Below are 21464 nucleotides of genomic sequence, written 5' to 3' on the forward strand. Positions count from 1 at the left end.
CCGCTGTCAACACAACGCCGCTCCTATCCGGCCTGTTCCCCCGGGCCGCCCGGGGTGCGCAGGAACAGGAAGGTCGTCCGGCGGCGCAGCGTGAATCCGATCGACTCGTAAAGTCGGATCGCGCCGGTGTTGACGGCCGCGGCGTGGAGGAACGGGGTCTCCCGGCGGCCCCTGATCCCCGCGGCGACGGCCCGTACCAGCCGGGTCGCCAGGCCCCGGCCGCGATGGCCGGGATGGGTGCACACCGCGCTGATCTCCGTCCACCCCGGCGTCCGCAGCCGCTCCCCGGCCATGGCGATCAGCCGTCCGCCGTCCCGGATGCCGAGGTAGGTGCCGAGTTCGACGGTCCTGGGGAGGAAGGGGCCGGGCTGGGTCAGGGCGATGAGTTCCAGGATCTCGGGCACGTCGGCGGGGCCCAGTCGCACCGCCTCCGGCGCGGGTTCGGCGCGCAACGAGGTGTCGACGAGCTGCACGCCGGCACCGCCCTCGACGAGTTCCCACCCGTCCGGGGGCTTCCGCGCGCCGGTGACCGCGACGGCGGCGCCCGGACCGGCCAGTGCGGCGAGGTCCCTCCAGGCCCGCGGATCGGCCGGGTCGGACAGCGCGGTGAACGGGGAGACGTCTGCGGGGTAGCGGGCGGCGCGGCCGACACGCTCGGCGAACCGGGCGTGCGGACCGGTGAGTGCCGCCCAGGCGGGGTTGTCCAGGACGTGCGGTGCCGCCGGGCTCTGCGGGCGGTCCGCGGGGATGCCGAGGGACATGGCTGCCGGATCTCCGTACGGTCGTGCGGCGGACGGGGCGTCAGGAGTTGTCGAGCGGAAGCCCGGGGGGATCGACCTCCGAGGTGCCGACTGCCTCGTTGGACAGGTTCCAGGCGGCCAGCCACTTCGCGTACCGGCCGTTCTCGATCAGGTGGTTGATCGCGGCCGCGACCGGCTTCGCGAGCCCGCTGTCCTTCTTCGCGGTCGCGGCGATCAGGCCCTGCAGGCTCGCTCCGGCGCCGGAGTACTTGCCCGCGTTGCGCGTGGGGTGGGGAGTCCCGGCCACCTGGGTGATGTGGTAGGCGATGCCGGGGTTGGGGCCGAAGTAGGCGTCGATCTTCCCGCCGCTCAGCGCCAGATAGGTGCTGTTGTTGTCGGGGAAGTACTTGACGGTGAGCTTCTCGCCGTCCGCCCGGAGTTTCTTCTGCCACTCCAGGAGGATCTTCTCCTGGTTGGTGCCGGCGCCGACCGCGACGGTCCTCCCGGCGAGGTTCCGGTAGTCGCCGGCGAACTCCCAGGTGCTGTTTCCCAGAACCTCGAAGGCCAGGTTGTCCTGCCGGTAGGAGGCGAACTCGTACTTCCGCTTGCGCTCCTCGGTGTCCGTGACGTTGGAGAAGGCCACGTCGACCCTGCCGCTGTCGATGCCGACGAAGAGGTTCTCCCAGGTCGAGTTCCTGACCACGGGCTTGAGTCCGAGCACCGCCGCCACCAGGCGGCCGAGGTCGGGTTCCGCGCCGGTGAGGGTCTTCTGGTCGCTTCCGACGTACGCCAGCGGCGCGAAGCCGGCGGGCAGCGCGCCGACGCCGATGACCAGTTCGCCCTTGTCGGCGACGGCCTTGGGCAGTCCGGCGCTGATGGACTTCACCTCCGTCACCTTCAGCGTGGTCTCCTTGGCCGCGCCGTTGGACAGCGCGCCCACGGTGATCTTTCCGGTGGAGGATCCCGCGCCGATGGTGGCGGACGCCTCGCTGTCGCCCCCGCAGGCGGCGAGCCCCCCGGCGAGGACGGTCAGGGCGGCGGTGGCCGTGAGGGTGCGGAGGAGTCTGCCGCGCGGGCGAAGAGTGGGCATGGCCGTCCATTTCCTTTGTCGGTGGTCCGTTGTCGGTGCTTGTTGTCGGTGGTCCGTTGTCGGTGGTCCGTTGTCGGTGGTCCGTTGTCCGTCGGCCGGTCCGTGGTTCCGCGAAGCGGCAAGCGGTGTGCGGTGTGCGGTCAGAGCACCTTGCTGAGGAACTCCCTGGTCCGCTCGTGGGCGGGATGGTTCAGCACCTGGTCGGGCGGGCCCTGTTCGACGATCCGGCCTTCGTCGAGGAAGACGACGCGGTCCGCGACCTCGCGGGCGAAGCCGATCTCGTGCGTGACGATGACGAGGGTGGTGCCGCTGGTGGCCAGGTCCTTGATGACGGAGAGCACCTCGCCGACGAGTTCGGGGTCCAGGGCCGAGGTGGGTTCGTCGAAGAGGATGACGCCGGGGCGCAGCGCGAGGGCCCGGGCGATCGCCACGCGCTGCTGCTGCCCGCCGGACAACTGCCTGGGGTAGGCGCCCGCCTTGTCGGCCAGCCCGACCCGGCCGATCAGGATGCGCGCCAGCTCCCGGGCCTCGGCCTTGCGCAGCCGGCCGGTCGCCACGGGGGCGGCGGCCACGTTGTCCAGCACGGTCAGATGCGGGAAGAGGTTGAAGTTCTGGAAGACGAATCCGATCCGGCCGCGCTGGGTGAGGATGACGCGCTCGCTCAGTTCCTTGAGCCGTTCGCCGTGCCTGCGGACGCCGATCGGCTCGCCGTTGAGGCTGACGTGGCCGGCCTCGGGCTTCTCCAGGTGGTTGATCACCCGCAGCAAGGTGGACTTGCCGGAGCCGGACGGTCCGATGACGACGGTGACCTCACCGGGCCGGACCGTCAGGCTGACCCCGTCCAGGACCCGATGGGCGCCGTACCATTTGTGCACGTCGTGGACCTCGACGGCGGCCGGCTGTATGTCGGTGGTCATCTCGCGGTCTCCGTCCGGACGCGGGCCCGCAGGTCGCCGATGGCGATCCGCAGTCTCTGCAGGGGAGTCGGCGGCACGGTGCGCAACGCGCCACGCGAGTAGTGCCGCTCCACGTGGAACTGGACGACGGAGACGACGCTGGTGAGGATCACGTACCAGACGGTGGCGACGAGCAGCAGCGGCACGATGTCGCCGGGATAGGTGCTGCCCATGCTCTGCACCGAGCCGAACAGGTCGAGCAGCGAGACGTAGAAGACCAGCGAGGTCCCCTTGATCAGGCCGATCAGCTGGTTGACGTAGTTGGGGACGACGGACCGCAGCGCCTGGGGGAACACGATCCGTGCGAACTGGTAGCGCTTCGGCAGGCCGAGCGCCGCGGCCGCCTCGTGCTGGCCCTGGTCGACCGAGAGGATTCCGGCCCGCACCACCTCCGAGGCGTAGGCGGCCTCGTTGAGGCTGAGACCGACGACGGCCACGACCAGGTCGGTGGCGAGTCTGGACTCGTCGAAGGTCAGGAAAGCCGGACCGAAGGGCACGCCCAGGCTCAACGTCCGGTAGAGCGCGCTGAAGTTGTAGAGGAACAGCAGCACGACGATGAGCGGCACCGAGCGGAACAGCCAGGTGTACGTCCAGCTGACGGCGCGCAGCACGGGGCTGCCGGAGAGCCTGGCCAGCGCGAGCGCGATCCCGCCGAGGAGGCCGAGCACCGCGCTGTACGCCGTCACCTCCAGCGTGATGAGCAGCCCGTCGAGGATCACCGGACGGACGAACCAGTACGCGAAGCGGTCCCACTGGTAGAAGGGGTTGGTCGCCAGGCCGTGCCCGATCTGGGCGACGAGCACCAGCACGATCGCCGTGGCGATCCAGCGTCCGGGCCGCCGCAGCGGCACCACCCACCGCGCGGTGGGCGGTCGGGGTGCGGGGAGCGAGGGGCCGGCCGGCGCCGCGGAAGGGGGCGGCGCCGAGCGGGCGGACACGGCGGTGCCGGGAGGTTCGGTCACGGGTGACTCCAGCGGTTCGGCACGACCCGGCCGCGCGGACGGCGGCGGCCCCGCCGGAGCACGGGCGTTCGGCGGGCGGAGCGACGGGTCGGGACGGCGAAAAGGCGAGAGAGCGAGAAGGCGAGAAGGCGAGAAATCGGAAAGCGACAAGGCGGACGAAGCGGGTCCGGGCGGAAGGACGCGTCGCCGCCTCAGCGGCGGGCACCGGGGTTCAGAAAGCCGTCAGCCTTGACAGAGTGCGCGACGGGGCGCGGTACACGCGCGACAGAGGGCGCTGTGGACGTGGCGCCGGGCGAAGAGGCGCCGCGGGTACGCCGAGACGCGGCCACGGGACCGCTGCGCGGCCGTCCCCGGGGTTGCGTGCATCGTCGTCACCGTCACCGTTCCGCCCCGCGGGGCCTCGCGTTCACCGAACATCGTCCGGTCCGGTCGTCACCTGGCACACCCTGCCGCGGCACGGAGGCCGCCGGCGGCGCTCCAGGGGTTGTTCACCGACGCTCATGACCGATCTGCGGCGTAAGTTAGGCACGGCCCGGAGGGAATGTCAACGCCGGTGTCTCACATGGTGAGCGGTCCGGTGAGACAGCAACGCCGCCTTGACGCACGGGGTTTGACGACTCGACACTGTGGGGAACGGTCACGATGGTCAGCGCCCGCCACGCCGCCCCGCGGCCCAGGCGGGTCATCGGCCCCGGCCCGCTGACCGGCAACCCCCACATCGCGGTGGGGTGCCCCGGGTGACGACCTGGTCCCGCCGAAGCGGCGGGGCAAGCGCGGTCCCGCGTCTCGCGGGCCCCCGAGCCGGGGAGGCGGACATGCCCAGGGCACAAGCCCTTCTCCTCACCCGTCGCCGGCACATCGACTTCCTGCGCGTCTGCGGCTCCTTCGGCGCGGCCCGCTGACCCTGGCGCGTACCGGCACACCGCCGGCCAAGGGGCCGGGTGCACACCGGACACAGGGCTTTGAGCCGTCCTGCCATCGGTGCCCGCGGGGCGACCGGTGGCCCCACCACGCCTTGGAGAGGGCATGCCCGAGACGATCCCGCACGACGCCCGCACGGCACCGCTCCGTGACCACGACTTCAGCGCCTCCTGTACGGTGCTGCCGCGCACGGCCCGTCCCGACCGCTTCCGCAGCCGCATCGGCGTCGACCTGGCCGGCGGCTTCTACCCCGCGCCGCGCCGCTACGAACTGTTCCTGTCGGCCGGGTGCCCGCTCTCGCAGCGGGTCGCCATCACCCTCGACCTGCTCGGACTGCGGGACTCGGTCGTCACGACCCTCGTTCCGGCGACGCCCGCCGACGAGCCCTCGGACGCCGGGCGCACCGCGCTCGCGCCGCTGCGCGGGGCGTACGAGGCCACATGGCACCGCTACGACGGACCGCTCACCGTCCCCGCGCTGTGCGACCGGTGGACCGGACGGGTCGTCAGCAACCACACCCCGGACATCCTCCGCGACCTCGCGGGCAACCTCGGCGGCCAGGTCCGCGGTCCCGTGCCCGTCCTGTACCCCCCGGCGCTCCTGACCGAGATCGAGGCGATCCGGCACACGGTGGACGAGGGCGTCACACGGGCCGCCGAACAGGCCGCGGAAGCGGCCCCCGGGTCGGCCGGCCGCGAGAGGGCCCTGGGGACGCTGCACGCCTCGCTCGGTCTGCTGGACCGCCGACTGGTTCGGGAACCCCACGTGTTGGGCGGGCAGTTGACGGCGGCCGACGTCGATCTGTGGGTGGCCCTGACCCACCTCGGGAGCGGTCCGCTCTCCCGCTACGGCCATCTCCCCGCCTATGTGCGCCGTCTGGCCGGGCACCCGGCCTTCCACGCGCACCACCCGGCCGCCGGGGTCGCGTCGACCGCCTGACGCACGACGCCGTTCCTCCCCCGCGGTGCGCGGCGGGGGAGGAACGGCGTCGGGTGCCCGCGTGCCCGGGTTCTCAGGCCTCCTCGGCCGGAAGGGCGTACAGCCCGGGGAGGTTGACCACGATCGCCTCCTGGGTGCTGCGGGCGATGACGACCACGGCCTCCTCCGCGGGGTCCGGGTTCTCCTCCCGGTGCGGTACGAACGGGGGGACGAAGATGTAGTCGCCGGGCGAGGTGCGCAGGCGGACCTCCTCGGGCTCGTCGCCGGAGTCGTCCAGGAAGACGAACTCGGGGTGCCCGCTCACCACGTAGATGGCGGTCTCGGACTCCCCGTGGTGGTGGTCGGAGGACGACGTCGCGGGGGCCACGTGCGTCTGGCCCATCCACAGCTTCTCCGAACCCACCGTCCTCCCGCTGACGGCGGCGAACCTGCGCATGCCGCCGGTCTGCGCCGTGTCGCCGTCCAGGGCGTCCGCGCGGACGTGGTGCAGCCGGGTCCGCAGGGGCGCCGCGCCGCGCCCGGGGGTGTCGTGGAGATGGGGGTGGAAGCCTTCACCGGGATTCGTCAGGGGCTCGCTCATGGCCGGGACGCTAGGGCGGCCCCGAAAAGGATGTCAAGAAGTGTCCATTGCCCTTCACCTGCGGCAATACTCCCGCAACAGGAGCCGCGAACCGGCTCGGGCCCTGGCCGCCGGAGCCGGGTCGGGCATGATGGGCGCATGCATATCTCCGCGAAGGCGGACTACGCCGCGCGGGCTCTGCTGGAGCTCGCCCGTGAGCCCGCCCGCCCTCTGACCTGCGAGGCCATCGCCTCGGCGCAGCAGATCCCGTTCCGGTTCCTGAAGTCCGTCGTGGGCGAGCTGCGGAAGGCCGGACTGGTGCGCAGCCAGCGCGGCTGCGAGGGCGGTTACTGGCTCGGCCGGCCCGCCGGGGAGATCACCCTTCTGGACGTGGTGCGCGCCGTCGACGGTGAGTTGATCACCCTGCGGGGCGAGTCGCTGGCCGGTCTCGGCTACCCGGGCCCCGCGGCGGGGCTGCCGGATGTGTGGCGTCGGGTCGAGGAGAGTGCGGCGGCGGTCCTGGGCGCGGTGACGCTCCCCTCGCTGCTCCCGGCGGGAGCGGGGGAACGGCCCGAGGACCGGATGGGAGCCGCGTGACGGCGCAACCTCCCCCGCCGGAGGTGGAGGTGGTGGAGTACACCGATCCGCTGTGCCCCTGGGCGTGGGGGTCGGAGCCCGTCTTCCGCGCGCTGCGGGCGGCTCTCACCGTCCGGGTGCGCTGGCGCCGCGTCCACTGCGTCCTGTTCGACCTCGACGACGACCCGCCGCCCGACCCGGCCGCGGAGACCGCCTGGTACGCGCGGTACGTCGAGGAGGTGAGCGCGCACACCGGAGCGCCGCGGGCGGCGCGGCTCAGCCGTGTGGCGGTGAGTTCCTGGCCGGCGTCGCTGACCGCCAAGGCCGCCGAACTCCAGGGCGGCGACGTGGCGGACGCGGTGCTGCGACGGCTCCGGGAGAGCGTGTTCGTCCTCGGGGAACCCGCCGACACGCCCGCGCTGGCCCTGTCCGCGGTTCGCGGCGTGCCGGGCCTGGACCCGGCACGCCTCTCGGCCGACGCGGCCTCAAGCGGGGTGCTGGAGCGCGTGCGGGCCGACCGGGCGGAGGCCCGTCGCCCGCTGCGCGAGGTGCTGGCGGTGCGCGGCCCGTCGCCCCACCCCGGCGCCGCGAAGGAGACCGGCGACGGCGGGCACCGGTACGCACTGCCGACCCTGCTCGTACGCGCCCCGGCGGGGTATCGCGTGATCCCCGGCTGGCGGCGCTACGAGGAGTACGCCTCCGCCGTCGAGGAGTTGTGCCCGGGACTGCTGCGGACCCCGGCGCCGCTGTCGCCGGCGTGGGCCCTGCGCCACTACCGGAGCCTCACCGATCCGGAGCGAGGACTGCTGTCGCAGGGCCCGTGGCCTCCGGCGGGGGCGGTCCGGGTGGACACCGGGCACGGCCCCCTGTGGCTGGATCCCGGGGAGGCCGCGGTGCATCCGGCCACCGGCGGCGGCGCTCGCGGCACGCTCTGACGGGCCTCTGACCGGTGGTCAGGGACCGTCGCGGGACCTGTCCCGCCTAATGAGACACCAATTGGTGTCTATTGACAGCCCCTTACGGCGCTCGCCAGGATGTGCAGCATGCTCACGACGCACCCCGCAGTGGTGTGCCGCTACGTGGACCTGCGGCGCACCTGCAGCGCCCTCTGTCGCTGACCGGCCGCCGCCCGCGGCCCACAGGCGCCTGACCCCTGCCGTCAGCACCGGCCGCCCCGCCGCTCAGCCGAGCCGGGCCCGCCGTCCGCGCCGCCCCTTCCGCGCTTCGCCGCCTTCTCCCGCCCGTATCCCGGCCGGCCCCCGCGTATCCACCGACGTCCCGCCCTGAGCGCGGCGTGCCCGACGTGTGCGTCCGCGCACGCGACGGCACGGCCGCGCCCGGCGCGAGCCGGCGTCCGGCGCGGGTGCCCGCCGTGCCCGCCGCCTCGCTCCCGCCTGCCCTGAGCCGGGTCGGGGGCCCTCGAAGAAAGCCGATGAGATGCCCGGACGACTCATGCTCCGCCGCCCCGGACCCGACCCCCGAACCGCCCGGCGATCGGCCCGGCTGCGCACCGCGGCCCTCGGAACCGCCCTCGTCTCCGTACTCGTCCCCGGACTCGGCGCGTGCGGCGACGGCGCCGGCGCCTCGACCGGGGGCGCCACACTGAAGTGGGCCTCCTCCTACTTCCCCGCCCACTGGGACCCGGTGGTCTCGGGCAGTGGCGCCCAGTTCCGTCAACTTGCCCTGGTCTACGCATCGTTGACCCGGACCGACGAGAACGGCAAGGCCGTCCCGGACCTCGCGAAGAGCTGGGAGTACAACGCCAAGGGCGACGAGATCACCTTCCACCTGCGTCCCGGCCTGAAGTTCAGCGACGGTGAGCCGGTCGACGCGGCCGCGGTCAAGGCGGCGATCGAACGGGCCAAGAAGCAGAAGAACTCGGCGCTCTTCGGTGACCTGACCTCGATCGGGTCGGTGGACGCCCGGGGTCTCGACGCGGTCGTCCACCTCACCCAGGTCGACTACCAGATCCCCCAACTGCTCGGAGAGCGCGTCCTGCAGATCGCCAGCCCCAAGGCGGCCGCGAACCCGGAGAAGCTGGACCAGGCCCCCGTCGGCGCCGGGCCCTTCGTCGTCAGGCAGCTGATCCCCGGCACCAAGGTAATCCTCGAGAAGAACCCGGACTACTGGGACGCAGGGAACATCCACATCGACGGCGTCGAGCTGATCTCGGCCCCCGACGCGTCCACCGTCGTCTCCGGCCTGCAGACCGGGGTGTACAACTTCGCCGACATCGAACCGAGCCAGGCGGGTGCCGCCAGGAAGGCCGGCCTCGACGTCTTCGTGCAACCCGGCTTCAACGCCTCGAACATCAGCCTCAACATCAACAAGGCCCCCTTCGACGACGACCGGGTCGTCGACGCCGTCCGCCATGCGATCGACCGCGAGGAGTTCGTCGACAAGCTGACCTTCGGCTACGGCGAGGCGACCGACCAGCCGTTCCCGAAGGGCTATGTGGCCTACGACCCCGAGTCCGCGGGCACCTACCCGTACGACCCCGCGGCGTCGCGGAAGCTCCTCGCCCAGGCGGGCCACAAGGCCGGCGACATCAAGCTCGACCTGGTCATCCCCGCCGAGGACCCCCAGGCCGAGATCGTGCAGTCGCAACTGGCCGCGGTGGGCATCACCGTGAACATCAGGATCGACAAGAACTGGGCCACCCCGTTCTTCGCCAAGGACCTCGCCTTCTCCCTGTACGGAACCACCGGCCGGGACTCGGCCGTGCAGACCCTCACCGCCCACTTCGGCCCCGACGGCCCGCTGAACCTGAGCACGCCGTACGAGCCGGCCGGGTTCGAGGCGGCCGTCGCGAAGGTCCGTCAGACCCCGCTGGACGACCCCGGCTACGCCGGTGCCCTGCGGGCGGCGACCCGGGCGGGCCTGAAGAGCAAGGCCCTGGTCTTCACCTACTCCTCGCCCAACCTCTTCGCCAAAAGCAAGGCGATCTCGGACCTGCCGAAGAACCCGGCCCACATCGACTGGACCGGCGTGACCGTCTCCGGCCCCAACTGACCCCCGTCCACGACAGAGAGGAGGCAGCCCCATGACGACGACCACGGCACCGGTCCCCCTCGCCCGCCGTCGCGGGGTCGCCCTGGCCAGGGCGCGGCACACAGCGGGCCGCGTCCTGTCCGCCCTCGCCCGGTCCGTCGCGATCTTCGTGCCCGTGTTCCTGGTGGCGACGTTCGTGACGTTCGCGCTGCGGTCGCTGAGCGGGCTCAGCCCGGCGCGGATCCAGCTGGGTGAGGAGGCGACCCCCGAAGCCGTCGCGAGGATCGAGTCCCAGTGGGGGCTCGACCGGCCCTTCCTGGTCCAGTATGGGGACTGGTTCACCGGCATCCTGCACGGCCGGCTGGGCACCAGCTGGACCAACGGCGCCGACATCTCCACCCTCATCGGCCTCGGCCTCGGCGTCAGTCTCTCGGTGGCGACGTTCGCCCTGGTCATCGGTGTGGTCGTGGGCTTCGTGCTCGGCACGGTGGCGGCGCTGCGCAGCACCACGTGGATCGACCGCGCGATCACGGGCTTCGTCACGGTGATCTCGGTGATGCCCGCCTTCGTCGTGGGCATCGTGCTGGTCCTGGTACTGGCGGTCGGCCTGCACTGGTTCCCGTCCGGCGGGTACGTCCCGGCGGAGCAGGGTGTCGGGCCGTGGCTCGCGCACATCACCCTTCCGGCGATCGCGCTCAGCTTCGACGTCGTCGCCGACGTCGCCCGCCAATTGCGCGCCGGACTCGTCGCCGCCTACCGCGAGAACTACGTGACGGGGGCCGTGGTCCGGGGCCTCGGGCCACGGCGGATCTTCTTCCGCCACGTCCTGCGCAACGGACTCGGACCGGCACTCGCCACCCTCGGCCTGAAGTTCCCCGCGCTGGTCGGTGCCTCCGTCGTCACGGAATGGATCTTCGGCCTGCAGGGCTTCGGCAGGTTCGCCAACGACGCCGCCCAGGCCGGTGACGTACCCGCCGTACAGGGGGTCCTCGTCGTGTCGATCGTCCTGGTCGTCCTCTTCAACCTGTTCGTCAACCTGGTGCTGGCGCGCGTGACGCCCGCATCCCGGCGGGGGGTCTGACCATGGTGCGCCGTGTCCTCGCCCTTTCGTCCGGCCGGATCGCCCTGGCCGTCCTCACCCTGATCGCGCTGCTCGCGCTGCTCGGACCACTGCTCGCCCCGCACGATCCCCTGGCCACCGGCGACAACACCCTCGCCGCCGCCTCGGGAACACACTGGCTGGGCACCGACTACCTCGGCCGTGACGTCCTCAGCCGTCTCCTGGCCGGATCACGCGTCAGTGTGCTCGGCTCGCTCGAGGTCGCCCTCACGGCCCTGGTGGCCGGTGCGGTCCCCGGCATCCTGTCCGTCTACTGGGGCCGGGTCTTCGAGTGGACCACGCTGCGCCTGGCCGACACGCTGGTCGCCCTGCCGTTCCTGCTGTTCGCCGTCGCCGTGGTGGCCCTGCTCGGCAACGGCCTCACCCAGGCCATGCTGGTCACGGGCGTGCTGGTGTCGCCGCTCTTCTACCGCGTGGCCCGCGCCGCCACCCTCGCCGTCGCCCGCTCGCCGTACGTGGAGGCCGCGATCGTCTCGGGCGCCTCGACCGGCTGGGTGGTACGCCGCCACGTCTGGGTCAAGGTCCTCCCGCCGATCGCGGTCGCGCTCGCCCAGACCATCGGTGTCGGCTTCGTCATCGTCTCGAGCCTGACCTTCCTCGGCATCGGCGTCCAGCCGCCGGCGCCCACCTGGGGCGGACTGCTCGCCTCCGACCTGGGCTACCTCAGCCACCAGCCGTGGGCCCCGCTGGCACCGGCCCTGCTGATCATGGTCACCGTCTGGGCCTGCAACCTGCTCGCGGACGCCATCCGCGACGTGTCCGGCGAGGCGGGCCGGGCGCTCGTCAACAGCCGCAGGGCCCGCGCCGACCGCCTCGACACGACCGACCCCGCCGGAGGTACCCGATGACGACCGTGTCCGAAAGCCTCGTCCCCGAACGGGCGCACGGGGCCGCGTCCGGCCACCCGGCGGACGCCGCGCCCCCGGCGCTGTCCCTGCACGACGTGCGCATCGGCGACCGGGCCGCCGGCCGGGAGATCGTCCACGGCGTGAGTTTCGAGCTCGCACCGGGCAGGGCGGTGGGCATCGTCGGCGAGTCCGGGAGCGGGAAGACCCTCACCTGCCGCGCGGCGCTGGGCATCCTCCCGCCGCACTTCGAGATCACCGGCGGGTCGATCGAGATCGAGGGCACCGACATCGCCACCCTGACGCCCTCGCGGTGGACGGCGCTGCGCGGCGCCACGATCAGCGCGGTCTTCCAGGACCCGGCCTCCTACCTCAATCCCTCCCTCCGGGTCGGCACGCAGATCGCCGAGGTCCTGCGCGCCAAGAAGGCACTGAAGCGGCGCGCGGCGCGCGACCGTGCCGTCGAGCTGCTGCGCACGGTCCGGCTCCGCGAACCGGAACTGGTCTACGGGCAGTACGTCCACGAGCTGTCCGGCGGCATGCTCCAGCGGGTCCTGATCGCGGCGGCGATCGCCGCCGGTCCGCGCGTCCTGATCGCCGACGAGGCCACGACCGCGCTGGACGTCACCGTCCAGGCCGAGATCCTCGACGTGCTCGCGGACCTGCGCGAGCGGACCGGGCTGGCTCTCGTCGTCGTCTCCCACGACCTGGCCGTGGTCGCCCAGCTCTGCGACGAGGTCCTCGTCCTGCGCGGGGGCGAGGTGGTCGAACAGGGCCCGGCGCGCACCGTGCTCCACGAACCCCGGCACGAGTACACCCGCCTGCTCATCGCCGAGCACGAGCAGTACGGCCTGGACACGTTCCTCGCCGCGAAGGAGGACGCGTGACCACCGCCCGGCCGCGGACGGAGTCCGCCGGAACCGCCGGAACCGCCGGGACCGCCGAACCGGCGGGCCCCGTACTGGAGGTCACCGGACTCGAGGTGCACTACGGCCCTCGCGGCCGCCGCCAACGGGCGCTGCACGGCGTCTCCCTGAGCGTCGCGCCCGGCGAGACCGTCGGTGTCATCGGGGAGACGGGATCCGGCAAGTCCACCCTCGCCCGGGCCGTCCTCGGCCTGGTGCGCGCCTCGGCGGGATCCATCGTGGTCGGCGGGGAGGACGTCAGCGGTTACGGCATCCGCCGGTGGCGCGCCCTGCGCCGCCGCGGCGTCGTCCAGTACGTCTTCCAGGACCCCCTGCGCAGCCTCGACCCGGACCTCACCATCGAGGACTCGCTCACGGAGCCGCTGCTGCTCCGGGGCGTCCCCCGCGGCACGGCGGCCGAGCGGGTGCGGGCGTTCCTGCCCCGCGTCCGCCTCGACGGGGAACTCCTCGACCGGCTGCCCGGGGAGCTCTCCGGCGGCCAGCGCCAGCGCGTGGCGGTGGCCCGGGCCCTGGTCACCGAACCACGGCTGGTCATCCTCGACGAGCCCGTCAGCGCCCTCGACGCGGCCAACCGCGTCCAGGTCCTGGAGATCCTCAAGGAACTCCGGGGCTCCGGCACGGCCCTGGTCTTCATCTCGCACGACCTCGGCTCCGTGGCCGGCGTCTCCGACCGCGTCGCCGTGCTCCACCGGGGCGAACTCGTCGAGTCCGGCCCCACCCGGGACGTCGTCAGCCGGCCGCGGCACCCCTACACACGCCTGCTCATCGGCTCGGTGCCGACGCTGCGCTCCACGCCCGCCGACCGGGCCGGGCGCGACGCCCTGCGGGCCCTGCTGCGCACCTGAGCCCACTCCGCGACCGGCCGACAACCCCTCACGACAGCGAAAGACAGGAGCCCCCATGTCCCGCAGGATCCACCTCGCGCTCCACCCCTACGGCGTCGGCGGTCCCGGCCAGCACGGCCTGTGGAAGGACGCGCGCGTCGCCAAGAACGCCAGCATCGACATCAACTACTACATCGAGCAGGCCAAGGCGGCCGAACACGCCCTCTTCGACGCCCTCTTCATCGTCGACAGCCAGTTCATCAACGCCACCTACCCGGCGCACTACCTCAACCGGCTGGAGCCGCTCACCCTGCTGTCGGCGGTCGCCACCCACACCCGGCACATCGGGCTGGTCGGCACCGCGAGCTCGACGTACAACTCGCCGTTCAACCTCGCCCGCCGGTTCGCCTCCCTCGACCACATCAGCGGCGGCCGCGCCGGCTGGAACGTCGTGACCAGCTTCGACACCGGCACCTCCAGGAACTTCGGGTTCGCCGAGCACCTCGACTACACCACCCGGTACGGCCGTGCCCTGGAGTTCGTCCAGGTGGCCCGCGGGCTCTGGGACTCCTACGAGGACGACGCCTTCCCCGCCGACGTGGCGCGGGGCGTCTTCCTCGACCCCTCCAGGTTGCACGCGCTCGACCACGTGGGCGAGCACTTCAAGGTCGCCGGACCGCTCAACCTCTCCCGGTCGCCGCAGGGACAGCCCGTGATCTTCCAGGCGGGCGTCTCCGAGGAGGGCCGCGACCTGGCCGCGCGGGTCGCCGAGGGCATCTACGCGCCCGGCGGCTCGCTGGAGCAGGCCCGGGAGTACTACGCCGACATCAAGAGGCGCACCGCGTCGTACGGCCGCGACCCCGACCACATCAAGATCTTCATCCACGGCGGACCCGTCGTCGCCGCGACCGACGAACAGGCCCGGCACCGCGAGCGCGAGATCTTCGAGGAGGACAACGACTTCGAGCGCAACCTCGCGCTGCTCGGCCGCTCCTTCGGCGCGTACGACTTCAGCGGGCACGACCTGGACGCGCCGTTCCCGGACGTCGCGCACCTCGCGGAGAAGGGCGGCCGGACCGGTGCCGCGGGGATCATCGAGCGGGCCCGGACGGAGAATCTGACGCTCCGCCAGGTCGCGGACTCGGTCGGCGACTTCCGGCGTTCCCCCTTCGTGGGGGCGCCCAAGACCGTCGCGGACACCATCGAACGGTGGTTCCGGGCCGGCACCTTCGACGGCATCAACCTCGCCTTCCGCACCAACGACGAACTGGTTCTGTTCGTCGACGGCGTCGTCCCGATCCTGCAGAAGCGCGGGCTGTTCCGCACCGCGTACGAGGCCGACACCCTGCGCGGCAACCTCGGCCTTCCGGTCCCGGGCAACCGCCACACGCGCGAGCGCCGGCTCGTGGGCGGCTGAGGGCAGGGGCCATGACCGAACCTCACGAGCAGAAGGGCAATCACCCCGTGACCACCGAGACACCGCGCTTCAGGCTCGGCTTCCTCACCCATGTCCAAGGTGTCCCGGACCGCGACGCCGACCCCGCCCGGACCTACCGCGACGCCCAGGAGTTGTTCGTCGCCGCCGACGAACTCGGCTTCGACGTGGGCTGGGTCGCCCAGCACCACGTATCCGCCGGCGGTGGCGGACTGTCCTCGCCGTGGACCTTCCTGGCCCACGCCGCCGCGAGGACGACCCGGATCAGGCTCGGCACGGCCGTCACGGTCCTTCCGCTGGAGGACCCGGTCCGGCTCGCCGAGGACGTGGCGACCGTCGACACGCTCAGCGGCGGCCGGGTCGAGATCGGTGTCGGCAGCGGCTACAACGCCCTGGAGTACGCCGCGTTCGGCAAGGACGCCGCCCGCAAGCGGGAACTGACCAGTGAGCACCTCGACATCCTGCGCCGGGCCCTGGCGAACGAGGAGCCAAGGGAACCGGGCTTCCGGATCCAGCCCGCTCCCGGCGACTTCACCGACCGCATCTGGCAGGGCGTCTTCAGCGCGCACGGCGCCGCCTACGCCGCGGCCGCGGGCTCCCATCTGCTGCTCAACCGGGCGGCGTACGGCTTCGACGCCCCGACCGACGCGGTGCAGCGCCCGTGGGCGGACGCGTTCCTCGACGCCTGGGACGGGCCGCGCCGGCCGCGGATCGGGCTGTCGCGCTTCGTGTTCCCGGCGCGGGACCGGCGCACGGCGCTGCGGCAGATCGGCGAGGACGTGCACCGCGCGGCGTTGCGCATGGCGGAGGGCGGCGCCTTCCCCAAGGGGCTGGACGCGGACGAGGCGCTGCGCCGCTTCCACGCGTTCTTCGGCCACCCCGAGGAGATCGTCGCCGCGCTGCGGCAGGAGCGGGTCCTGCCGGTCGCGACCGATCTGATCACCCAGTTCAACCCCGCCGTACCCGACCACGACGCCGCGCTCCGCGCGCTGGAGCTCATCGCGACCGAGGTGGCGCCGGCACTGGGATGGCGACGCGCGGCCGAGTCCACGCCGTCAGCCGAGGCCGCGCCCGCGTCCGCGTCCGCGTCCGCAGGAGTCTGAGATGCCCGAACACACCGACCACCACGGCCCCGAGGGCCTCCGCACACGGGGCACGATCGTCGTCGTCCCCGGCCGCGGGGAGACCCGGGCGACCTACGCCCGGTTCGGCGCGCGACTCGCCGCCGACGCCTACCGCGTGCGCGTGATCGACGCTCCGGACCTCGACGCGGCCGACCCGGACGGCTCCCTGGCCCGCTTCGGCGAGCGGCTCTCCGACGCCGTCGAGGGCACCGCCGCCGAGGACGGCGTCGTCGTCCCCGTCGTCCTGGTCGGCGCCGACGCGGGCGCCGTCGCGATCGCCGCGCATCTGCGGGACGTCGAACGCGCGGGCGCCCGGCGGCCGGACGGCATCGTCCTCGCGGGGCTGCCGGGCCGGGGCGCCGCCGACCTCGCCACATGGGAGGACGAACTCGACGTCCGCGCCTCCTGCCCCGCACACCGGGGCGCTCTCTCCGGTGACCCTCATGTGCGCCGGGGGTCACTCGGCGAGGCGGTTCCCGATGCCCTGTTCGCCGCGGCCCACCAGGGGGACGCCACCGTCCCGGCGCTGCTCCTGGTGGGCGACGCGGACCCGCTCGGGGACCGGGACGGCCTCGTGGCCACGGTCAAGTCGTATCCCCGGGCCCGCCTTTCGGTCGTCCGCGGCGCCCGCCACGACGTGCTCAACGACGTGCAGCACCGCTCCGTCGCGGCCGAGGTCGTCACGTTCCTGGAGACGCTGCGCAACGGGCTGGTGCCCGTGGTCGCGGTGGAATCCAGCACCTGGTGACCGCCGAGGTCCCCCGCCCGTCCCGTTCCCACCCCACCAGAACCCGGAAGGTCCTCATGGCCGTCATCCTGTCCGTCTCCGGAAGCCCCTCCGCCACCTCCCGTACCGCACGACTGCTGCGCCACCTGGACGACCGGCTCCGGCTCCAGGGCCACGAGGTGGTCCCGCTGGACGTACGCACCCTGCCCGCCGAGGCGCTGCTGGGCGCCGACTTCGGCCATCCGGCCATCACCGGGGCCGCGGCCCTGTTCCGGCGGGCGGACGGAGTGGTCGTGGGCACCCCCGTCTACAAGGCGGCCTACTCGGGCCTGCTGAAGTCGCTGCTCGACCTGCTCCCGCAGTACGCGCTCACCGACAAGACCGTGCTGCCGCTGGCCACCGGTGGCACCACCGCACACGTCCTGGCCATCGACTACGCCCTGCGGCCGGTGCTGAGTTCCATGGGCGCCGCCCACATCGTCCCCGGCTGGTTCACCCTCGACAAGGACATCACCTTGGGGGAGGACGGCACGCTGACCGTCGCACCGGCCGCGGCCGAGGCGCTGACCCAGGTCACCGACCGGTTCTCCGCCGCGCTGGGCGGACGTACGACCGTACTGGCGCCGGCGGGTTGAGCCGTCGCCCGGCGCGGACCTGCGCGAGACGCCGGCCGCGGCGACGGTGCGCCGCGGGGCCCCGGGGGATCACGCCTCGGGGCCGGTCCTCTCGCACACGTCGCGGATCGCGGTCACGTTCGGATGCCAGGGGCGCGTGGTCGGCCCGGTGAGGAACAGCCGGCGTTCCAGGCGTGGCAGCAGGGGCACGAGGGTGAGGTCCCCGGGCAGCATGCTCCCCGCCAGGGAGGGGACGACCGCGACGCCGAGCCCCGCCTCGACCATGGAGAGCAGCGTGGTGAGTTCACGGATGCGCTGGGTAGGCCGGTACGGGACGCCGGCCAGCGCGTGGAGTGCCCTGATCTGGCCCTCGGCGCCGGAGGTGGTGGACAGCAGCGGGTCGTCCAGCAGATCGGCCGGCCCGATGGAGTCCTCGCCGGCCAGCGGGTGGTCGCCGCGCAGCACGGCCTCGAGGGCGTCGGTCGCGACCGGGACGGCACCGCGGGGCACCGGGTCGGGATCGATCACGATCGCCGCGTCGACCATGCCGCTCTCCAGCCACTGCGTGATCTCCTCGGCGAAGCCCTCGAAGATCCGGACCTCGACCTGCGGGATGTGCTCCCGCCACCGCCGCATCAGCCGGGGAAGCAGCCCGTGCGCGGCGGTCGGGGGCACCGCCAGCGTGACGGCGCCCTCCGCGCCGGTGTGATGCCGGGCGGAGGCCGCGGCACCGAAGGCGCGTGCCGCGGCGAGGGTGGCGCGTGCGTGCGGCAGCAGCACGTCGCCCAGCTGCGTGGGCCGGACCGGGGCGTCGCGCCGGACGAGCTCACCCCGCACGGCGCGCTCCAGGGAGGCCAGCGAGTGCGACACCGAGGACTGGCTCATGCCGAGCGCCGCGGCGGCCGCGCCGAACCCTTCGTGGTCCGCGATCGCGACGAACACGCTCAGCTGCCGAAGCGTCACGTCCATCGATCCCTCGAATCACTGGATGAGTCTCATCGATTTGCCTCATACTATCGGGCCCGGCCACGATGGCAGGGCCCAGCGGCCTCGCCGGGCCGGGCCACGGCACGCTCGAAGCCCGCGGAGCCGGCCGCCCGCTCCTCGCCGTCACGGCCTGGAAACACCGGAGAACCGAGCCCGAGAGGGGAACCCACGCATGACCCACGGCACCGGCACGGCCCCGCACGCGGATCCCCGCAGGGCCCGCGGATGCGGCATCTGCCTTGGATGGGGAACGCTCGTCAGCGCGCAGGGCCGGCTCCTGCTGTGCGGGAACTGCCAACTCCCGCGGCAACGGTCCGGGACGGCGGAGGCACCGGCCCTCCCGCACACCGGCGGCCCTCCCCCGCGTCGCGCCGCCCGCTACACGTCGGCCGCCCCGGCCGTGCGCGCGTCCCGCGCCCGCGACTGAGGCGGCGGCGCATGGCGTCACCGCCCGCGGCGGGAACGAGCCCGCGGGGACACGGATACGGGTTCCGCCCGGCCCCCGTACGGTTCCTGACGAGCCCTCACCCCGGGCGATCCGCGTGGCGACGACTCCCGGCCCCGCTCCGCCTCCCGCACCCGTACGGGCCGGGTCGTTCCGGTCACGCCGTGCGGACGGACTTCGCCGACTGTTCACCTGCGCGCCCGATTGCGCTGGTCCGGCGGCGAGAAGATCGCCTTTCCGACCGTAGCGCAACGGAGAGACGATGCTCCCCAAGAGAACCTACGCCGCGCTCACGACCGCGGCTGTCGCTGCCGGCACGCTGGTGGCCGCGAGCCCGGCGAGTGCCCACCACCCGCACGTGGCGCCGGCCTTCCAGCGCACCGCCACCTACCCGGTCTTCCAGAACCGCCCGGCGGGCGAGGACCCGGCCACGGCGACCGTCGCCGAGATCTCGGCGGTCAGCGAGGACGGCCGCACCCTGGTCTACACCGACGCCCTGGCGCGCCGGATCGGCTTCCTCGACATTGGCAGGCCGGGCAGCCCGCGCGGCCTGGGCACCCTGTCGCTGGCCGAACTCGGCGACGCCGAGGACGAGCCGACCTCCGTGGCCGTGGTCGGCCCGTATGTGCTGGTCGTGGTCAACACCAGCAGCGGCTACTCCACCCCCTCCGGGCGCCTCGACGTCATATCCCTTCGCGACCGCCGGCGGGTGACCAGCATCGACCTGGGCGGCCAGCCGGACTCCATCACCATCAGCAAGGACAAGCGTTACGCCGCCATCGCGATCGAGAACGAGCGCGACGAGGAGGCGACCCCGCCCGGCGGCGAGGAGGGCGATCTGCCCCAGGCCCCGGCCGGTTTCGTGCAGATCGTCGATCTCAAGGGCGCCTCCCCGCAGGGCTGGCGCACCCGCGCCGTGCCGCTGACCCGGGCCGACGGCACCGCGCTGCCGGTGCTGGCCGACGCCGGGATCGCCGAACCCACCGACCCGGAGCCGGAGTACGTCTCCGTCAACGGCCGCGACCAGCTGGTCGTGACGCTGCAGGAGAACAACGGCGTCGTCCTGGTGGACCTGCCGACGGGCCGCATCGCCAAGGCGTTCAGCGCCGGCACGGCGACCGTGCGCGGCATCGACACCGTCAAGGACGGCGTGATCGACCAGACCGGCTCGATCACCGACGTACGGCGCGAGCCCGACGCCGTCAGCTGGATCGACGACCGCTACTTCGCGACCGCCAACGAGGGCGACTGGAAGGGCGGCACCCGCGGCTGGACCGTCTTCGACAGCCGCACCGGCAAGGTCGCCTGGGACGCGGGCAACAGCTTCGAGCGCCTGGCCGTCCGCCACGGCCTGCACAACGAGGACCGCGCGGGCAAGAAGGGCACCGAGCCGGAGGGCGTGGTCGTCGCCACCTTCCACGGCGTGCGGTACGCCTTCGTCGGTTCGGAGCGGAGCAACTTCGTCGCCGTCTACGACCTCAGCGACCCCACCGCCCCCGTCTTCCGCCAGATGCTCGCGACCACCAACGGCCCCGAGGGTCTGCTGCCCATCCCGTCGCGCGACCTGCTGGCGGTCTCCAGCGAGGAGGACGACGCCTCGGTCAACGTGCGGGCCTCGGTGAGCCTGTTCCAGCTCGGCAAGGGCACCCCGTCGTCCCCGGGCATCGTCTCGGCCCCGGACTCCACCGGCGCGCCGATCGGCTGGGGTGCGCTCGGCGCGCTGTCCGCCGTCCCGGGCAGGCCGCACGAGCTCTACACGGTCACCGACGCGGCGTACTCCGTCACCAGGATCATGACCCTCGACACCTCACGGAAGCCGGCGGTCGTCACCCGGGCCCTGACCGTCAAGGACGCCGACGGCAAGCCGGTCGGCTACGACGCCGAGGGTGTCTTCGCCCGTCCGCAGGGCGGCTTCTGGCTGGCCGTCGAAGGCGCGACCGGCGACGGGAACAAGCTGGTCCGACTCGACCGCGACGGCGTCACCCGGCAGGTCGTCACGCTCCCGGCGGACGTCGCGGCGGGCCTGGCCAAGCAGGGCTTCGAAGGCGTCACCGCCACCACCGACCGGGGCGGCCGCGAGGTCGTGTGGGCCACCCTGCAGCGCGAGGTCAAGGGCGACCCGGCGGGGGTCGTGCGGATCGGCCGCTACGACGTCCAGTCCGGCACCTGGAGCTGGTTCGGCTACCGGATCGGCACCACCGACACCCCCGGCGACTGGATCGGCCTGTCCGAGATCACGGCGGTCGGCGACAAGCTCGCCCTGATCGAGCGGGACAAGCTGAACGGCCCGGCCGCGAAGATCAAGCGCGTGTACACGGTCGACATGCCGAAGTCCGCCGCCCCGGCGGGCACGCTCCAGGTGCTCCCCAAGCAGCTCGCCCACGACGTGCTGCCCGACCTGCGGGCGACGAACGGCTGGACCCAGGAGAAGCTCGAAGGGCTCACCGTGGGCGGTGACGGCCGGGTCTACGCCGTGACCGACAACGACGCCCTGGCCGACGCCACCGGCGAGACCGTCTTCCTCGACCTCGGCTCCGCCGAGAGGATCTTCGGGCGCGGCTGATCCACCGCGGTGCGCGCGCACCGCACACCGCGCACCCCGTGCGGCCGCCGGGGGAGCCGCCGCAGAAAGGGAGAGGGTGGGGGTGGGAAAAAGTGGTTATTGCTTCGTGTTAATAGAGGT

The 21464-nt window shown here is 73.0% G+C and carries 19 protein-coding genes and 2 riboswitches; of the genes, 13 read left to right on the forward strand and 6 right to left on the reverse strand.

From position 1 onward, the window contains the following. Positions 1-23: 23 nt before the first annotated feature. The 4 genes from AB0F62_RS15085 to AB0F62_RS15100 form a co-directional block, all read right to left on the reverse strand. Entirely contained in the window at positions 24-761 is a 738-nt protein-coding gene (locus AB0F62_RS15085; RefSeq protein ID WP_361797586.1) for a GNAT family N-acetyltransferase, read from the reverse strand. Positions 762-801: 40 nt separating this feature from the next. Beyond that, positions 802-1830: an ABC transporter substrate-binding protein gene (locus tag AB0F62_RS15090; RefSeq protein ID WP_361797589.1), complete on the reverse strand. Its 1029-nt coding sequence runs from the start codon at positions 1828-1830 to the stop codon at positions 802-804. A 140-nt stretch (positions 1831-1970) separates the two neighbouring features. Further along, on the reverse strand, positions 1971-2747 hold the full coding sequence (locus tag AB0F62_RS15095) for an amino acid ABC transporter ATP-binding protein (protein WP_361797592.1): 777 nt from the start codon (positions 2745-2747) through the stop codon (positions 1971-1973). After that, positions 2744-3748, reverse strand: coding sequence for an amino acid ABC transporter permease (locus tag AB0F62_RS15100; protein WP_361797595.1), 1005 nt, complete (start codon positions 3746-3748; stop codon positions 2744-2746). The genes AB0F62_RS15095 and AB0F62_RS15100 overlap by 4 nt, the downstream gene beginning before the upstream one ends. A 397-nt stretch (positions 3749-4145) precedes the next feature. Then, a riboswitch (SAM riboswitch) is annotated at positions 4146-4254 on the reverse strand. A 165-nt stretch (positions 4255-4419) separates the two neighbouring features. Then, positions 4420-4528, forward strand: a riboswitch (SAM riboswitch). Between the two features lie 246 nt (positions 4529-4774). Here AB0F62_RS15100 and AB0F62_RS15105 point away from each other — a divergent pair. Continuing rightward, entirely contained in the window at positions 4775-5608 is an 834-nt protein-coding gene (locus AB0F62_RS15105) for a glutathione S-transferase C-terminal domain-containing protein (protein ID WP_361797598.1), read from the forward strand. A gap of 73 nt (positions 5609-5681) precedes the next feature. Here the strand turns inward: AB0F62_RS15105 and AB0F62_RS15110 are convergent, their stop codons facing one another. Beyond that, positions 5682-6188, reverse strand: a complete 507-nt coding sequence (locus tag AB0F62_RS15110; RefSeq protein WP_361797601.1) for a cupin domain-containing protein — start codon at positions 6186-6188, stop codon at positions 5682-5684. Between the two features lie 138 nt (positions 6189-6326). Between AB0F62_RS15110 and AB0F62_RS15115 the strand changes: the two genes are divergently transcribed. The 11 genes from AB0F62_RS15115 to ssuE all read left to right on the forward strand — a co-directional run bounded on the left by AB0F62_RS15115 (position 6327) and on the right by ssuE (position 17370). Beyond that, on the forward strand, positions 6327-6764 hold the full coding sequence (locus AB0F62_RS15115; RefSeq protein ID WP_361797604.1) for an Rrf2 family transcriptional regulator: 438 nt from the start codon (positions 6327-6329) through the stop codon (positions 6762-6764). Next, on the forward strand, positions 6761-7678 hold the full coding sequence (locus AB0F62_RS15120) for a DsbA family protein (RefSeq protein ID WP_361797607.1): 918 nt from the start codon (positions 6761-6763) through the stop codon (positions 7676-7678). Before AB0F62_RS15115 ends, AB0F62_RS15120 begins: the two co-directional genes overlap by 4 nt. A 502-nt stretch (positions 7679-8180) precedes the next feature. Further along, the gene (locus tag AB0F62_RS15125) at positions 8181-9755 is read left to right on the forward strand and encodes an ABC transporter substrate-binding protein (protein ID WP_361797610.1); all 1575 of its coding nucleotides are present in this window, start codon (positions 8181-8183) and stop codon (positions 9753-9755) included. 31 nt (positions 9756-9786) lie between these two features. Further along, positions 9787-10815, forward strand: a complete 1029-nt coding sequence (locus AB0F62_RS15130; protein ID WP_361797613.1) for an ABC transporter permease — start codon at positions 9787-9789, stop codon at positions 10813-10815. 2 nt (positions 10816-10817) lie between these two features. Continuing rightward, positions 10818-11702, forward strand: coding sequence for an ABC transporter permease (locus AB0F62_RS15135; protein ID WP_361797616.1), 885 nt, complete (start codon positions 10818-10820; stop codon positions 11700-11702). Next, positions 11699-12586: an ABC transporter ATP-binding protein gene (locus AB0F62_RS15140; protein WP_361797619.1), complete on the forward strand. Its 888-nt coding sequence runs from the start codon at positions 11699-11701 to the stop codon at positions 12584-12586. The genes AB0F62_RS15135 and AB0F62_RS15140 overlap by 4 nt, the downstream gene beginning before the upstream one ends. A gap of 74 nt (positions 12587-12660) precedes the next feature. After that, on the forward strand, positions 12661-13470 hold the full coding sequence (locus AB0F62_RS15145; protein WP_361797646.1) for an ABC transporter ATP-binding protein: 810 nt from the start codon (positions 12661-12663) through the stop codon (positions 13468-13470). Between the two features lie 55 nt (positions 13471-13525). Next, complete coding sequence (locus AB0F62_RS15150) at positions 13526-14866, forward strand: LLM class flavin-dependent oxidoreductase (protein ID WP_361797622.1); 1341 nt, start codon at positions 13526-13528, stop codon at positions 14864-14866. An 11-nt stretch (positions 14867-14877) separates the two neighbouring features. Then, positions 14878-15987, forward strand: a complete 1110-nt coding sequence (locus AB0F62_RS15155; RefSeq protein ID WP_361797625.1) for an LLM class flavin-dependent oxidoreductase — start codon at positions 14878-14880, stop codon at positions 15985-15987. A gap of 1 nt (position 15988) precedes the next feature. Continuing rightward, positions 15989-16756 carry an alpha/beta hydrolase gene (locus tag AB0F62_RS15160; protein WP_361797628.1) on the forward strand — a complete coding sequence of 256 codons (768 nt, stop codon included), beginning with the start codon at positions 15989-15991 and terminating at the stop codon, positions 16754-16756. A 56-nt stretch (positions 16757-16812) separates the two neighbouring features. Beyond that, the gene (gene ssuE / locus AB0F62_RS15165) at positions 16813-17370 is read left to right on the forward strand and encodes an NADPH-dependent FMN reductase (RefSeq protein WP_361797631.1); all 558 of its coding nucleotides are present in this window, start codon (positions 16813-16815) and stop codon (positions 17368-17370) included. 69 nt (positions 17371-17439) lie between these two features. Here ssuE and AB0F62_RS15170 read toward each other — a convergent pair whose 3' ends face one another. Then, a complete protein-coding gene (locus AB0F62_RS15170; protein ID WP_361797634.1) occupies positions 17440-18318 on the reverse strand; it encodes a LysR family transcriptional regulator in 879 nt (292 codons plus the stop codon). Between the two features lie 725 nt (positions 18319-19043). Here AB0F62_RS15170 and AB0F62_RS15175 point away from each other — a divergent pair. Further along, complete coding sequence (locus AB0F62_RS15175; protein WP_361797637.1) at positions 19044-21344, forward strand: esterase-like activity of phytase family protein; 2301 nt, start codon at positions 19044-19046, stop codon at positions 21342-21344. The last annotated feature ends 120 nt before the right edge of the window (positions 21345-21464 follow it).

Source organism: Streptomyces sp. NPDC026673 (genome assembly GCF_040638135.1).
Classification (GTDB): Bacteria; Actinomycetota; Actinomycetes; order Streptomycetales; family Streptomycetaceae; genus Actinacidiphila.

Coding starts and splice junctions, on each gene's coding strand:
- ssuE (WP_361797631.1), top strand. CDS start 16,813: ATGGCCGTCATCCTGTCCGTCTCCGGAAGCCCCTCCGCCACCTCCCGT.
- AB0F62_RS15155 (WP_361797625.1), top strand. CDS start 14,878: ATGACCGAACCTCACGAGCAGAAGGGCAATCACCCCGTGACCACCGAG.
- AB0F62_RS15150 (WP_361797622.1), top strand. CDS start 13,526: ATGTCCCGCAGGATCCACCTCGCGCTCCACCCCTACGGCGTCGGCGGT.
- AB0F62_RS15105 (WP_361797598.1), top strand. CDS start 4,775: ATGCCCGAGACGATCCCGCACGACGCCCGCACGGCACCGCTCCGTGAC.
- AB0F62_RS15125 (WP_361797610.1), top strand. CDS start 8,181: ATGCCCGGACGACTCATGCTCCGCCGCCCCGGACCCGACCCCCGAACC.
- AB0F62_RS15085 (WP_361797586.1), bottom strand. CDS start 761: ATGTCCCTCGGCATCCCCGCGGACCGCCCGCAGAGCCCGGCGGCACCG.
- AB0F62_RS15135 (WP_361797616.1), top strand. CDS start 10,818: ATGGTGCGCCGTGTCCTCGCCCTTTCGTCCGGCCGGATCGCCCTGGCC.
- AB0F62_RS15095 (WP_361797592.1), bottom strand. CDS start 2,747: ATGACCACCGACATACAGCCGGCCGCCGTCGAGGTCCACGACGTGCAC.
- AB0F62_RS15110 (WP_361797601.1), bottom strand. CDS start 6,188: ATGAGCGAGCCCCTGACGAATCCCGGTGAAGGCTTCCACCCCCATCTC.
- AB0F62_RS15170 (WP_361797634.1), bottom strand. CDS start 18,318: ATGGACGTGACGCTTCGGCAGCTGAGCGTGTTCGTCGCGATCGCGGAC.
- AB0F62_RS15115 (WP_361797604.1), top strand. CDS start 6,327: ATGCATATCTCCGCGAAGGCGGACTACGCCGCGCGGGCTCTGCTGGAG.
- AB0F62_RS15130 (WP_361797613.1), top strand. CDS start 9,787: ATGACGACGACCACGGCACCGGTCCCCCTCGCCCGCCGTCGCGGGGTC.
- AB0F62_RS15160 (WP_361797628.1), top strand. CDS start 15,989: ATGCCCGAACACACCGACCACCACGGCCCCGAGGGCCTCCGCACACGG.
- AB0F62_RS15090 (WP_361797589.1), bottom strand. CDS start 1,830: ATGCCCACTCTTCGCCCGCGCGGCAGACTCCTCCGCACCCTCACGGCC.
- AB0F62_RS15175 (WP_361797637.1), top strand. CDS start 19,044: ATGCTCCCCAAGAGAACCTACGCCGCGCTCACGACCGCGGCTGTCGCT.
- AB0F62_RS15140 (WP_361797619.1), top strand. CDS start 11,699: ATGACGACCGTGTCCGAAAGCCTCGTCCCCGAACGGGCGCACGGGGCC.